This window comes from Chryseobacterium soldanellicola (genome assembly GCF_900100115.1).
GTDB classification, from domain to species: Bacteria; Bacteroidota; Bacteroidia; order Flavobacteriales; family Weeksellaceae; genus Chryseobacterium; species Chryseobacterium soldanellicola.
The window spans coordinates 651,804-665,757 of the sequence record NZ_FNKL01000002.1; the positions used below are offsets into that span (position 1 = coordinate 651,804).

13 protein-coding genes are annotated in these 13,954 nt (G+C 33.9%); 11 read left to right on the top strand and 2 right to left on the bottom strand.

What is annotated here, in order from left to right:
- Positions 1-306: 306 nt before the first annotated feature.
- On the top strand, positions 307-2,103 hold the full coding sequence (gene lepA / locus BLT04_RS07850; RefSeq protein WP_089755232.1) for a translation elongation factor 4: 1,797 nt from the start codon (positions 307-309) through the stop codon (positions 2,101-2,103).
- Positions 2,104-2,322: 219 nt separating this feature from the next.
- Here the strand turns inward: lepA and BLT04_RS07855 are convergent, their stop codons facing one another.
- Positions 2,323-2,532 carry a hypothetical protein gene (locus BLT04_RS07855; RefSeq protein ID WP_089755233.1) on the bottom strand — a complete coding sequence of 70 codons (210 nt, stop codon included), beginning with the start codon at positions 2,530-2,532 and terminating at the stop codon, positions 2,323-2,325.
- A 136-nt stretch (positions 2,533-2,668) separates the two neighbouring features.
- Entirely contained in the window at positions 2,669-3,307 is a 639-nt protein-coding gene (locus tag BLT04_RS07860; RefSeq protein ID WP_089755234.1) for a DUF1579 domain-containing protein, read from the bottom strand.
- Between the two features lie 123 nt (positions 3,308-3,430).
- On the opposite strand from BLT04_RS07860, the gene BLT04_RS07865 reads away from it, so the two are divergent.
- From BLT04_RS07865 to BLT04_RS07910, 10 genes are all read left to right on the top strand, one after another.
- Complete coding sequence (locus BLT04_RS07865; protein ID WP_089755235.1) at positions 3,431-4,126, top strand: NUDIX hydrolase; 696 nt, start codon at positions 3,431-3,433, stop codon at positions 4,124-4,126.
- A gap of 411 nt (positions 4,127-4,537) precedes the next feature.
- Positions 4,538-5,542, top strand: coding sequence for an SPFH domain-containing protein (locus tag BLT04_RS07870; protein ID WP_089755558.1), 1,005 nt, complete (start codon positions 4,538-4,540; stop codon positions 5,540-5,542).
- Positions 5,543-5,588: 46 nt separating this feature from the next.
- Positions 5,589-6,497 (top strand): NAD(+)/NADH kinase, encoded by a 909-nt coding sequence (locus BLT04_RS07875; protein WP_089755236.1) that lies wholly within the window; start codon positions 5,589-5,591, stop codon positions 6,495-6,497.
- 91 nt (positions 6,498-6,588) lie between these two features.
- The gene (locus BLT04_RS07880) at positions 6,589-7,104 is read left to right on the top strand and encodes an O-acetyl-ADP-ribose deacetylase (RefSeq protein ID WP_089755237.1); all 516 of its coding nucleotides are present in this window, start codon (positions 6,589-6,591) and stop codon (positions 7,102-7,104) included.
- Between the two features lie 105 nt (positions 7,105-7,209).
- Entirely contained in the window at positions 7,210-7,896 is a 687-nt protein-coding gene (locus BLT04_RS07885) for an SIR2 family NAD-dependent protein deacylase (RefSeq protein ID WP_089755238.1), read from the top strand.
- Positions 7,896-8,837, top strand: a complete 942-nt coding sequence (locus BLT04_RS07890; protein WP_089755239.1) for an ADP-ribosylglycohydrolase family protein — start codon at positions 7,896-7,898, stop codon at positions 8,835-8,837. Before BLT04_RS07885 ends, BLT04_RS07890 begins: the two co-directional genes overlap by 1 nt.
- Positions 8,838-8,850: 13 nt before the next feature.
- The gene (locus BLT04_RS07895; RefSeq protein ID WP_089755240.1) at positions 8,851-10,749 is read left to right on the top strand and encodes a TPR end-of-group domain-containing protein; all 1,899 of its coding nucleotides are present in this window, start codon (positions 8,851-8,853) and stop codon (positions 10,747-10,749) included.
- A 2-nt stretch (positions 10,750-10,751) separates the two neighbouring features.
- A complete protein-coding gene (locus BLT04_RS07900; protein WP_089755241.1) occupies positions 10,752-11,294 on the top strand; it encodes an RNA 2'-phosphotransferase in 543 nt (180 codons plus the stop codon).
- Positions 11,295-12,026: a metallophosphoesterase gene (locus BLT04_RS07905; RefSeq protein WP_089755242.1), complete on the top strand. Its 732-nt coding sequence runs from the start codon at positions 11,295-11,297 to the stop codon at positions 12,024-12,026.
- Positions 12,027-12,196: 170 nt separating this feature from the next.
- Entirely contained in the window at positions 12,197-13,921 is a 1,725-nt protein-coding gene (locus BLT04_RS07910) for a M14 family metallopeptidase (RefSeq protein ID WP_089755243.1), read from the top strand.
- Positions 13,922-13,954 lie beyond the last annotated feature (33 nt).

Genomic DNA, 13,954 nt, shown 5'->3' on the forward strand with positions numbered 1-13,954 from the left:
TAATTGAGATTGCTTCGTCACTTCTGAACTACGTTCGCAGACCTTCAGTCTGTTCGCAATGACAAGAATTGAAAGAAATGACTGCAATCCTAGCCCAGATCGCAGCATTTGTTTGAGCTCATTTTTTTGGTTTCGGCGGCGGCTTTGCCGCCGCCGAAACCAAAAAAATAGCGAGTGCGGAGAGCGGGAATAAGCTCCTGAAAAACTAAATTATTTTAATCAGATTTTAAATTAATTTCACACCCTAAAATAAGAATGAGGAATTGTCTTCCTTTTTTTTATCTTTGCAAATTACAAGGTTCTTAAATGAAAAACATACGAAATTTTTGCATAATCGCTCATATCGACCACGGTAAAAGTACTTTGGCGGATCGACTATTGGAATATACCAATACGGTAACCCAAAGAGAATTACAGTCTCAGACGCTGGATGATATGGATTTGGAGAAAGAACGCGGGATTACGATCAAGTCTCACGCGATCCAGATGGATTATGAATATAAAGGAGAAAAATATATTTTAAATCTGATTGATACACCGGGACACGTAGATTTTTCTTACGAAGTTTCCCGTTCTATTGCAGCCTGTGAGGGTGCGCTTCTTATTGTAGATGCTGCACAAAGTATTCAGGCGCAAACAATTAGCAATCTGTATTTAGCATTGGAAAATGATCTTGAGATCATTCCGATTCTTAATAAAATAGATCTTCCATCAGCAAACCCTGAAGAAGTTACCGATGAGATTATGGGTCTTTTAGGATGTAAATACGAAGATGTTTTGAGAGTTTCAGGGAAAACAGGAGAAGGTGTTCACGATTTGCTGGAGCAGATTGTCAATAGAATTCCGCCTCCGGTAGGAGATCCGAAAGCTCCTCTTCAGGCATTGATTTTTGATTCTGTATATAATCCTTTCCGAGGGATTGAGGCTTATTTCAAAGTGGTAAACGGAAGCATTTCTAAAAACGAAAAGATCAAATTTTTCGCTACAGGAAAAGAATATGGTGCTGATGAGGTGGGAACTTTAAAACTAAAGCAGGTTCCAAAGAAAACAATCGAATGTGGCGATGTAGGTTATATTATTTCGGGGATTAAAGATGCAAGAGAAGTAAAAGTGGGTGATACCATTACCTCTTTTGTGAATCCTGCTGCAGCTGCAATTGATGGGTTTGAAGAAGTAAAACCGATGGTTTTCGCGGGTATCTATCCAATTGAATCTGAGGATTTTGAGGAATTAAGATTTTCATTAGAAAAATTGAGACTGAATGATGCTTCTCTGGTTTTCGAACCTGAAAGTTCTGCAGCACTTGGTTTTGGTTTCCGTTGCGGATTTTTAGGAATGCTTCACATGGAAATCGTTCAGGAACGTCTTGAAAGAGAATTTGATATGAACGTTATTACCACGGTTCCCAACGTTTCATACCACGGATATTCTAAAAAAGATCCAGAAACCGCAATTTTAATCAACAACCCATCTGAAATGATTGATCCCAATCTTTTAGACAGAGTGGAAGAGCCTTATATAAAAGCTTCTATTATTACTAAATCTGATTTTGTAGGGGCCGTAATGACACTTTGTATCGAAAAAAGAGGGGAAATAGTAAACCAAAGCTATTTAACGGCAGACCGAGTTGAATTAACATTCAATATGCCTTTGGCAGAAGTTGTTTTCGACTTTTATGACCGTTTGAAATCTATTTCTAAAGGATATGCATCTTTCGATTATTCACCCATCGGAATGCGTTCTTCTAAATTGGTAAAAATGGATATCCTGATCAACGGAGATATGGTAGATGCTTTATCCTCACTGATTCACGATTCTAATGCTTATTATATTGGGAAGAAAATGTGTGAAAAACTTCGCGAGCTGATTCCTAGACAGCAGTTTGATATTGCGGTTCAGGCAGCATTGGGAGCGAAGGTTATTGCAAGAGAAACCATTAAAGCATTGAGAAAAGACGTTACCGCAAAATGTTACGGAGGAGATATTTCCAGAAAGAGAAAACTTCTTGAGAAACAGAAAGAAGGTAAAAAGAAAATGAAGCAGATTGGTAGAGTAGAAGTACCGCAGTCAGCATTCATGGCAGTTTTGAAACTAAACGATTAATACAAAAAAGACCGATAAAATTTTTATTGGTCTTTTATTTTTTGTGGTTGGTAATCGGAAAGATGCAAAGTTTTTAATTTAATCTATGTTTTAAGGCGCAAGAAAATCAAAGATTTTCAGCAAAATATTTATTGCAAATTTTATCGTAGATAAAATCCTTGCGTCTTAACAAAGTTTCGGAAGGAAAGAAAATTGAGTCTTTGCGTTTTCCAACAATTTTCAAAGATTTCTTTGCTTCTCAATCAGATTTCCCTGGATGACTAATGCGCCGAGTCCGAGGATAATTTCAGCAATTCCTAGAATTCTTACTAGATTAGGCCCACAAACGATACATTCCGGTTCTGGAAAAGGTTTTTTCCCTACAACAATGATCAAAACTCCGCCAATAATAATGATGATTACTATAATGGCTTTTAATAATGTTTTCATGATGGTATAAATTAGTTTTGTGCCTACTTTTTAGGTTTTCGGCTTTTACCTTTTGTTTATACCAAATTTGAGCTTAACTATCAGGATATCAATAAGTAAAATCACTATTTTGTTACAGTGATTTTACTATTTTTTATTACTTTTTCACGTATTTTATTTCCATTGTTTTAAATTCTTTTCCGGTTTTGGCATCAGGGCCGTACATTTCCAGTGTTTGGTGCGTATCATCAACAAAAGTATAAACTTCTCTTACTTCACAGTCTTTTCCGGGTCTTGTAGGATCGGTCATTTTACCCTTAAATTCTATTGCTTTTTTGGAAGCATTCCAATCGCCTTCCATATTCATAATTCCGGTTCCCATATTGTCTATCCATGTGCTTACAAATTTCTTTTTGGCATTGTCGTATCCTGTAATGCTCATCCCTTCGAAAGGCATTCCCATGAAGTTTCCTTTGTGTTCGCTTACCTGATACCGTCCGTCAAAAATCATTTTGTTGATTGTTTCAGACATGCTTTTCATCGGTTTTCCTCCATTTTCCATCCACATTGTATTTTCACCGGACCATTTTCCGTCGGATTTTGCCAGCATTTTGTGCATATCACCGGGAGTTGCATATTCCATCCACGCTTTATTTGCTGTTGCAGAATCTACCGGTTTCCATTCTTCTTTTGCTATAGAATCAGTTTTGTCAGAATCTTTTACGCCTACTTTTACTTTGTCACAGGCTGTAAATAGAAAAGCTGCGCAAACTGTGAATAATAATAAATTTTTCATAATTGTTTAATTTTAAGTTGTTTATAAATTTAATAAAAATTTTAGTGCAGGGAAGTATTATTTTATTGTTGATTTTAACACTTCAAAATTGTAGCTTTGTGTATTCGTAACGCAAATTAATTTATGGAATCTTCAAAAAAGCTACAGGATATAAAAGTTGCCGTTGATGCCGTTATTTTCGGATATTTCGACAAAAAAGACCTTCAGATTCTTTTAATAAAAAGAAATATTGACCCTTTCAAAGGAGGTTGGGCACTTCCTGGCGGACTTGTTTTGGATGATGAAAATCTTGATGATGCCGTAAAAAGAGAATTGCATGAAGAAGCAGGCATACAACCCGATTTTCTGGAGCAACTTTATACTTTTGGTAATGTGGGGCGTGATCCCAGAAACAGAGTGGTTTCTATCGCTTATTTAGGGCTTGTAAACCCTTCTTATCATGAATTATTTGCTGACTCGGATGCAGAAGATGCACAATGGTTCAGTGTTAATAAGCTTCCCAAGCTTGCTTTTGATCATGATAAAATTATAGATATTGCCTTAAAAAGACTTCGTACTAAAATTCAGTATCAGCCGATCGGCTTCAACCTTTTGAATGAAGAATTCCCTTTTTCAGACCTTGAAAATCTTTATAAAACCATTATCGGACAAGAAATCGACCGCCGGAATTTCCGTAAAAAAATTATGAGCTACGGACTTTTAAACGAAACCAATAACGTTAAAAAAGAAGGCAGCGGCAGACCCGGAAAATTGTTTACTTTCAATCAGGAGAAGTATAAAGAGCTTGAAGAGCAAGGGTTTTATTTCGAAATTAAATGATTTTTAAATACGAATTACACAAATATTTTACATAAATAACGCAAAGGACAATATAAAAAAAATCAGAACTTTTACATCAATAGGAACGGGCTTTAGCCCGTTTTTAATGGACAAACAATCTATTGGCTTTAGCCAAAACTTAAATAATCACTAAATTAATTTCGCCTTTCATGGAAAAATTTGTGTGATTCGTATTTTACTAAATAAATTTTATGGCTGAAAATCAACTAATTAAAATAATTAGTGTAAAATAAACGCAAATAAATTTGGGTGATAAAATTAAGCTTTCTTATATTTGTGTAAGAATAACGCAATCATGAAGAATAGGAATTTGTAAAAGGGTATTGCAAAACTATGCAATTTTCAATTAGCGTAAAGATAACACAAAATATTAATTTAAAACGTAAAGCTATGTTTGGTTTCAGACACATCAAATTTGATTCAATGACTTACGTTCTTCATTTCAAAAATGGGGAAATCGTAAGAGAGGGAAGAGGTTTATCATTCTTTTATTTCGCTCCAAACAGTTCTATCGCTGCAATTCCGATGGGAAGTAATGATCTGCCGTTTATTTTTAACGAAAATACTTTTGATTATCAGACGGTGAAAATTCAGGGGCAGATTAGTTATAAGATCACTGATCCGAAAGCACTTTCTAACACATTGGATTTCACCGTAAACGAAGCGGGAGTTTATAAGAAAAACGATATTGAAAAGCTTAATCAACGAATTATCAATCTTGCGCAGACTTCTATTTCAACATTTATTCATGAATTAAGTTTAAAAGATGCCATCCGCTCAGCAAAAAAAATTGAAGGAAATATTCTGGAAGGATTAAAGTCCTCAGAAAGTATTCAAACGATGGGAATTGAGATTTTAGGAGCGAATATTCTGGCAGTTCAGACCACTCCCGAAATGGCAAGAGCTTTGGAAACAGAAACGAGAGAAAAACTTCAGCAGCAGGCAGATGAAGCGATTTATGAAAGAAGAAATTTTGCAGTTGAACAGGAAAGAAAGATCAAAGAATCTGAATTAAATACAGAAATTGCAGTTGAGGAAAAACAAAAGCAAATCGAAGAAAAAAGAATGGAAACCGAAGTTCAGCAGGAAGAAAACAACAGAGTTTTGAGAGAAATGAAGATTGCTGCCGATATTTCCGTTGAAAATCAGAGAAAACAATTGATCGAACAAAAAACCGAAAACGACAGAAAAGAAGCAGAAACGCAAGGGTATGTTTTGGAAACTTCTTTAAAACCATATAAAGAAATGGATTGGAGAGTTTTAACAGCCTTAAACGGAAATCAGGATCCAAAATCAAATATCGCTTTGGCTTTCAGAGAATTGGCTGAAAATGCAGGCAAAATCGGAAACCTAAATATCAGTCCGGATTTATTGGAAAGTATTTTGAAACATTAAGGAATTTAAGTTCTTAATTAATTTTAATGGTTAAAAAATTAAAAAAATGAAGGTCGAATATGCCATCATCATCAAAAATAAAACGAGGCTTGAGTCTTTGATCGAGAGATTCAATACAAAAGCTCAGGCTCAGTTTTATATTGAAAGTTCGGGAGGAAATTTTCAGGAATATGTGGATGAACATGAAAAATTCTATCAGTCATTTCTTGAAGTGCAGACCAAACTCTCAAAAATCATTAAAAATAAAGTAGTAGAAAGAGAATTTGTTCCGTCCTATATTTTTTCTGAAAAGAATTTGATTATTGTGATCGGACAGGACGGATTGGTAGCCAACGTCGCAAAATATTCTAAAAATATTCCGATTGTAGCGATCAATCCTGATGAAGAGAGATATGATGGTGTATTGCTTCCTTTCAATGCTAAAAATTTTTTAAATGGTGTGAACGCAATTCTCAACGAAAGTTTTAGTTTAAGGAAAATGAGATTGGCAGAAGCGGTTTTGAATGACGGACAAAAATTACTGGCAGTCAATGATTTATTCATCGGAATTTCTTCTCACAGCTCGGCAAGATATAAAATTATGCTGAACGGAAAAGAAGAAACTCATTCATCCAGCGGAATTATCGTTTCCACAAAAACAGGAAGTACGGGTTGGCTGAGTTCTATTTTCAACATGGCTTACGGAATTTTAGGTTCAACAGAACTACAATATCCAAAGTTAAATGAAGATGATTTGTATTTTGCAGTAAGAGAACCTTTTAAAAGCATAAAAACCCAAACGGGGATCAACTGCGGAGCCATAAAAAGAGGAAATAAGCTTGTGATAGAATCATTAATGCCAAATAATGGTTTTATATTTAGTGACGGAATTGAGCAGGATTTTTTGCAGTTCAACAGTGGAGCAACAGCGGAAATCAAGCTTTCTGATGAGGAAGCGGTTTTGGTGATAAATTAGAAAAAGATGAAAACCACAACACTTTACAAACACATAGAATAATGGGGAATATTTATTTAATGATGAAATTTTAAATAAAAATTAAGACTTAATGAAACCAATAATTGAATTAATAAAAGGCGATATCACCAAAATAAAATCAGACATCATCGTCAACGCAGCCAATTCATCTTTATTGGGCGGCGGTGGAGTTGATGGAGCGATTCATCGCGCAGGAGGTCCAAGAATTTTGGAAGAATGTATGACAATCAGAAATAGACAAGGAAAATGTAAGACCGGAGAAGCCGTGGTAACAACAGCCGGAAATCTTCCTGCAAAATATATCATTCACACAGTCGGTCCTATTTGGAATAATGATCAGGAAAAATGCTCACAACTGTTGGCAAATTGTTATAAAAACTCGTTAAAACTCGCTGAAAGCCTGGAATTAAAAACGATTTCTTTTCCGAATATCAGTACGGGAGTTTACAGATTTCCAAAAGATTTGGCAGCAAAAATTGCTATTCATGAAGTGAAAAATTTTGAATCGGATGTTGTTGAGAAAGTTATTTTTGTATGCTTTGATGATGAAAACGAAAAAATTTATAAAAAATTATTAAAAGAATAAATTAATGCTCATTTGCTGAGTGAAACGCCTTTGCGAACGAAAATGCAGAATAATTTTAAATAAAATCTTTGCTGACTTTGCGTTTAAAATAAAACAGAAAAACAAATGAAAAAACTAACCATATTAACCGGTGCCGGAATCAGCGCCGAAAGCGGAATAAAAACATTCAGAGACGGAGATGGTCTTTGGGAAAATCATAGTATAACGGATGTAGCAAGTCCGGAAGGATGGAGAAAAGACAGAGAATTAGTTTTGGAATTCTACAACCAGAGACGTCGACAGCTTCATGAGGTCGAACCTAATGATGCTCACAAATTAATTGCAGATTTGGAAAGATATTTTGAGGTTGAAATTATCACTCAGAATATCGACGATCTTCACGAAAGAGCGGGATCTACAAATATTCTTCATATTCACGGAGAATTGTTTAAATCCTGCTCATGCAATAATAAAAGTTTGATTTACGAGCAAAAAAGTGACATCAAGATCGGCGACAAAGCAGAAGACGGGGCACAATTAAGACCTTTTATCGTTTGGTTCGGGGAAGATGTTCCTTTGATGAAAGAAGCCACGAAAAAAGCAAAAGAAGCAGATATTTTTCTAGTAATCGGAACCTCTTTACAGGTGTATCCCGCAGCAGGCTTGATCCACGAGATCAAAGATGATTGTCTTTTAATTGTAATTAATCCCAACGAAACAGGCTTCGGATACGGACAAAGAGCGGTTGTCATGAAAGAAACCGCAACAAGGGGAATGAAGCTATTATTTGATAAGCTTGTAAATTTAGCCTAATGGAAAATATTGTAAAAGCCGGAATTTTCGGAGTTTGTATTGGTGATGCTTTAGGTGTTCCGGTGGAATTCAGAAGCAGAGAACAATTGAAACGTTCTCCTGTTACAAAAATGAGAGCTTTAGGAACGCATCATCAGCCCGCTGGAACGTGGAGTGATGATAGTTCCTTGGCTTTATGTCTTGCTGAAAGTCTTTGTCAAGGCTATGATATAGAAGATGTAGCGTTGAAATTTTTACAATGGTACAATGCCGAGATCTGGACTCCTCACGGGAGAATTTTTGATATTGGAATTGCAACAAGACAAGCTATTTACAAAATAAGTAAAGGTTACACGCCCCAATTATGTGGAGGAACAAGTGAGTTTGATAATGGTAATGGCTCTTTGATGAGAATTTTGCCACTATTATTTTACATGAAGAACCTCTCCATCGAACAACGGTTTGATAGAGTCAAGGAAATCTCTTCAATCACTCATGCCCATATTCGTTCTGTTATTTCTTGTTTCATTTATATGGAATTTTTATTAGAAATTTTGAATGGAGCAGAAAAATTTGAAGCTTATCAAAAAATGAAATCAACAGTAAAATATTTTCTAGATAATAATCCAATTTGTTCACAAAATGAAATGGATAAGTTTGAAAGAATTTTAAACAATAATATCTTTGAATATGAAGAGGATAAAATAGGTTCCAGCGGTTACGTTCTTCACAGCCTAGAAGCCTCTTTATGGTGCTTTCTAAATTCAGAAAGTTATTCCGAAGCGGTTTTAAAAGCCGTCAATTTAGGAGAAGATACGGACACAACCGGAGCCATCACAGGCGGAATTGCGGGAATTTATTATGGTTTTGAAAATATTCCTGAAGAATGGATTGCGGAGTTGGTGAGAAAAGATGATATTGAAAACTTATGCAGTAAATTAGAAAACAAATTAATGAAATAAAAATTAAATAACCATGAATAAGGATACAATAGAATATCTAGCTTATTTATTGAATGAGGCTAAAAATGATGAAGGGAGAGAAAAGGCAATAGTTTTTTTAGGAGCTGGAGTTTCGGTGTCTGCAGGGATTCCTTTAACAGGAACAATAGTTGAAGATATTAAAGTGAAATTTAGTAATAATCCCATTATTAAAGACTGTATTAAAAATAAAAAAGATGATTATTATAGTTTAATGGGAGCTTTAACAGCAGATGAAAGAAGAGATTTATTTCATTTTTATGTCACAAGAGATGAAGTCAAGCTTAACTTGGCTAATATTTATTTAGCACAATTATTAAAATTGGGTTATGTTGATTACATAGTGACAGTAAATTTTGATGATTTAATTTTAAAGGCTTGTACATTATTTAATTTTCTTCCGCCAGTTTATGATATTTCTAATATAAAAACAATCACAACTACTGATATTCGAAAAGGCTCTGTAATTTATTTACACGGACAATATTTTGGACAATGGTTGTTAAATAATCCGGATGAATTAAAAAAAGTTGAAGATGAAGTCTTGAGACTATTTAATGCGATAAAAACTAGAAGAACATGGATTGTGGTTGGATATAGTGGGAACGACGGAATTTTTGATAAGATAAAATCTTTAGGAAGTTTTTCAAGTGAATTATTTTGGATAAAGCATAAGTTCTCCGAAAGTGATAAGACTGTTGTAGAATTTCTAGAAACACCTAATATTAATGCTCACAAAATAGAAGAATATTATGCCGATTCATTTTTTTTAAAGTTGCATGCAGAGCTTTCTGTATTAAATAAAAATTTAGAGGCTCCAGAGATCATTACCAAGCCATTTACTTTTGTTAAATCAGTATTGCAGAGTATCAATGAAATTAGTGAAGATGATGAATTAAATGATAATGTTAAAAAAATGCTTGTAAATTGTAATGGAAGAATTGATAAAGCAGTAACTGAATATGAAGAAGAAGGTACTTTAGAATCTTTAAAACAAAGAATTATTGATACCATGGTAAAAGCAGAATTCAATAATGATTTGGCAGAAAAATTTGAGAAAGAAATAATAGAAAAGTCGTATGATGAAGCAAATGTTCAATTATCAACGTATTATGATAATTGGGGTAATTTATTATTCCAAAAAGCAAATAAAGAAAGAAAAATAAGCAGTCTATTGTATGAAAGTGTTCAAAAATATGAAAAAGCAGCACTATTAAATCCACTTAATGATAGTGCATTTAATAATTGGGGAGCTGCATTGTCAAGTATTGGAAGATTGGAAAATAATGAGGATTTTCTTTTTGATGGTTTAGAAAGATTAAAAAAAGCAATAGAGATTAATCCCAAAAATCATAGGGCTTACAATAATTATGGATTAGCATTATTTGATTTAGGTTTTCAGAGTAATAATGCAGAACTATTTGAAGAAAGCGTTCAAAAATTTGAAAAAGCTTTGGAATTTGGAGCTAATAATCGCTATGTTTTAAACAATTGGGCAAATTCATTATTGGAGTTGGCCAAAATAAAAAAAGATATAAACTTAATTACTGAGAGCTTAAAAAAGTTTGATGAAGCACTAAGTTTAGATCCTAAAAATAGTAATGCTTTAAATAATAAGGCTAGAGCATTATTTGAACTAGGTAAAGAATTAAAAGATTCAAAATATTATGATCAAGGATTAGGTTTGTTACTTGACGGATATAATTTAAGTGGTAATTCATATAATCTTTCTTGTGCTTATGCTTTATTATCAGATAAAGAAAATGCATTAAAATATTTAAAAGAATCTCTAGATAAAAATGAAATAAACCTAGAGGATATTAATAGAGATAATGATTGGAAGAGTTTTAAAAGGGATAATGATTTTATAAATCTATTAAATGAATATAGATAACCATGAACGAGCAACAAAAGAAAAAAACAAGCAAATTCCTGAGCTATGTTCTCAGGCATCATCCCGAACTCATCAATTTGAATTTGGATGAAAACGGCTGGGCAAATGTTGATGAATTAATCACAAAATCAACAAATGATACTCAAAGTTTTACTTTTGAAGAATTAAATGAAATAGTACAAACCAATGATAAAAAACGGTTTATTTTTAATGAAGATAAAACGAGAATTAGAGCAAATCAAGGGCATTCGATTGGTATTGATCTGGCATTGAAACCGCAACAGCCGCCGGAATTTTTGTATCACGGAACTGCTCAAAATAATATTGAATCCATTTTAGAAAAAGGAATTGAAAAAAGAAGCCGACAACATGTTCATTTAAGCCAGGATAAAGAAACCGCAATTAAAGTCGGAATGCGCCACGGAAAACCAATAATTCTAACGATCAAAACAGGAAAAATGTTCGAAGAAGGAATTGAATTTTACCTTTCAGAAAATGAAGTTTGGCTGACGGATTATGTAGACGCAAAATATATTTCAGAGTAAATGAAAAGAACATTAGTAATCGGCGACATTCACGGGGGATTCAAAGCTTTGCAACAGGTATTTGAACGAGCGAATGTTACCGAAAATGATCAATTAATTTTCCTTGGAGATTATGTTGATGGCTGGAGTGAATCTTCCCAAATTATCCAATTTTTAATAGAACTTTCCGAAAAACAGGAATGTATTTTTATCAAAGGAAATCACGATGCATTCGCTGAAGACTGGTTTTCTTCAAGAGAAACTCCTGGGGTGTGGCTCTATAATGGAGGAAAAAAGACAGTTGAAAGCTATGCTGATTATTCTCCGGAAAATTTGAAACTGCATTTGGAGTTTTTTCAAAGAATGAAAAATTATTACGTTGACGAAGAAAATCGTTTATTTATTCATGCCGGTTATTCTTCTATGCACGGACCTGAAAGAGAGGTCTATTCCAGCAATTACCGTTGGGACAGAACCCTTTGGGAAACCGCCGTTGCAATGGATAAAAAGCTCTCAAGAAATTCAAATTTATATCCAAAAAGACTGCTTTTATATAAAGAAATTTTCATCGGTCACACACCGACTTTGCATTTAGGTGTAAAAATTCCCATCATGAAAGCCAATATCTGGAATCTCGATACAGGCGCGGCTTTCACCGGAGCATTGTCGATCATGGATGTCAATACCAAAGAATTCTGGCAGAGCGATCCGCTTCCGTCTTTGTATCCGGCTGAAAGAGGAAGGAACAAGTAAAAATGTTGGATAAACGTAAAGAGGCAAAGATTATTAAATATCTTTATCGAAGATAAAAACCTTGCACTTTAGAATGTGTTTCATTGTAAAAAATTGAGCCTTTGCATTTATCCAAAAATCAAATTTCAAAGATTTATTTCAGTAATTTTAAAGTTCGAAATATCTATTCAATGAAACTGAAATATCTCTTATTTTTTCTAATTTCTTCTTTATTTTCAGCGCAAAATACTTTCCAGACTCCTTTTGAAAAAGGGAATGGAAATCAGACCGTTACCTATGATGAAATGAATTCTTATTATCAAAATTTAGCTAAAAACTTTAATGAAATTCAATATCTGAAAAAAGGAGAAGATGATAATGGGAAGCCGATTTATGTTGTCATTTACAATCCTTTTCCTGAAAAAGAGGTAGAAAAATTAAGAAAAGAAAAAGCAATTCTATTTGTCAACAACGGAATTCATCCCGGCGAACCGGACGGAATTGATGCAACAATGATGTTAATGCGAGACTTGGCAACAAAGAAAATTAAAACTCCGCAAAATTTTGTGATTGCAGCTATTTCAGCTTACAACGTCAGCGGAATGCTGAATCGGGGAGCATTTTCCAGGGCCAATCAAAACGGTCCGGAAGAATATGGTTTCCGCGGAAATGCCAGAAATTATGATTTAAACAGAGATTTCATCAAAGCAGATTCTAAAAATGCCAGAAGTTTCCAGCAGATTTATCAGTGGCTGAAACCTGATGTTTTTATCGATAATCATGTGAGCAACGGAGCTGATTATCAATATACTTTTACCTATATTTCAACCTTCAAAGAACGATTGGGAAATGTGTTGGGTGACTATTTTTACAATAATTATCAGGCTAAAAATCTTGAAAACTTAAGGAAACTCGGCTATGAAAGTACGCCTTATGTCAATATTCATGGTGATATTCCAGAGATTGGCTTTGCAGCATTTGAAGATTCCCCGAGATATTCTACAGGATACGCCTCCCTGTTTAATACTTTGGCGACAATGCCTGAAACGCATATGCTGAAGCCTTATGATAAAAGAGTGGATGCAACGTACAAATACATGCTTGTCAATCTTCAGAATTTAGACAAAGAATATAAAAAAATAAAACAGCTCAGAAGTGAAAATTTAAAACAATATCAAGCCGGAAAGCAGTACGGAATTCGTTGGAAAATAGATTCTACAAAATTTTCTACCATGGATTTTAAAGGATATGAAGGAAAATATAAACCAAGTGATATTTCCGGGAAACCGAGATTATTTTATGACAGAAATAAACCTTTCACAAAAAATATAAAACTGTTTACAACCGCGGTTCCGACAGGATACATTACGATTCCGAAATATTATGTGATTCCGCAATCTGAGTATAAGATTATTGAAGAATTTAAAAGAAACCAAATTCTGATGAAACCACTTCAGAAAGACAGCGCAATTGCAGTAGAATCTTATAAAATTAATGATTTTAAAACGGTTAAAAATCCTTATGAAGGCCATTATCTTCATTTTGAAACAACAGTTGATAAGTCGAATAAAAAATTGACGTTTTCTTCGGGAGATTATATCGTGTCAACCAATCAGGAAGGCGTAAAATATATTATAGAAACCCTTGAGCCTGAAGCTTTAGACTCTTTTTTCAACTGGAATTTCTTTGACGGGATTTTATCACAGAAAGAATATTATTCAGCCTATATTTTTGAAGATACAGCAGCTGAATTAGTAAAGAAAGATAAAGATTTAAAGCAAAAATTTGATGCTAAAAAAGCTTCTGATAAGAAATTTGCAGACGACGGGCAGGCTCAATTGGATTGGGTATATAAAAATTCTCCTTATTTTGAAGAAAAAACTTTCCGGCAATATCCGGTTTACAGAATTTTATAACAAAAAAGACGTTTCAAATCGAAACGTCTTTTC

Bases quoted from the DNA above. Each gene is read 5' to 3' on its own strand.
- lepA (WP_089755232.1), top strand. From the start codon at position 307: ATGAAAAACATACGAAATTTTTGCATAATCGCTCATATCGACCACGGT.
- BLT04_RS07855 (WP_089755233.1), bottom strand. From the start codon at position 2,532: ATGAAAACATTATTAAAAGCCATTATAGTAATCATCATTATTATTGGC.
- BLT04_RS07860 (WP_089755234.1), bottom strand. From the start codon at position 3,307: ATGAAAAATTTATTATTATTCACAGTTTGCGCAGCTTTTCTATTTACA.
- BLT04_RS07865 (WP_089755235.1), top strand. From the start codon at position 3,431: ATGGAATCTTCAAAAAAGCTACAGGATATAAAAGTTGCCGTTGATGCC.
- BLT04_RS07870 (WP_089755558.1), top strand. From the start codon at position 4,538: ATGTTTGGTTTCAGACACATCAAATTTGATTCAATGACTTACGTTCTT.
- BLT04_RS07875 (WP_089755236.1), top strand. From the start codon at position 5,589: ATGAAGGTCGAATATGCCATCATCATCAAAAATAAAACGAGGCTTGAG.
- BLT04_RS07880 (WP_089755237.1), top strand. From the start codon at position 6,589: ATGAAACCAATAATTGAATTAATAAAAGGCGATATCACCAAAATAAAA.
- BLT04_RS07885 (WP_089755238.1), top strand. From the start codon at position 7,210: ATGAAAAAACTAACCATATTAACCGGTGCCGGAATCAGCGCCGAAAGC.
- BLT04_RS07890 (WP_089755239.1), top strand. From the start codon at position 7,896: ATGGAAAATATTGTAAAAGCCGGAATTTTCGGAGTTTGTATTGGTGAT.
- BLT04_RS07895 (WP_089755240.1), top strand. From the start codon at position 8,851: ATGAATAAGGATACAATAGAATATCTAGCTTATTTATTGAATGAGGCT.
- BLT04_RS07900 (WP_089755241.1), top strand. From the start codon at position 10,752: ATGAACGAGCAACAAAAGAAAAAAACAAGCAAATTCCTGAGCTATGTT.
- BLT04_RS07905 (WP_089755242.1), top strand. From the start codon at position 11,295: ATGAAAAGAACATTAGTAATCGGCGACATTCACGGGGGATTCAAAGCT.
- BLT04_RS07910 (WP_089755243.1), top strand. From the start codon at position 12,197: ATGAAACTGAAATATCTCTTATTTTTTCTAATTTCTTCTTTATTTTCA.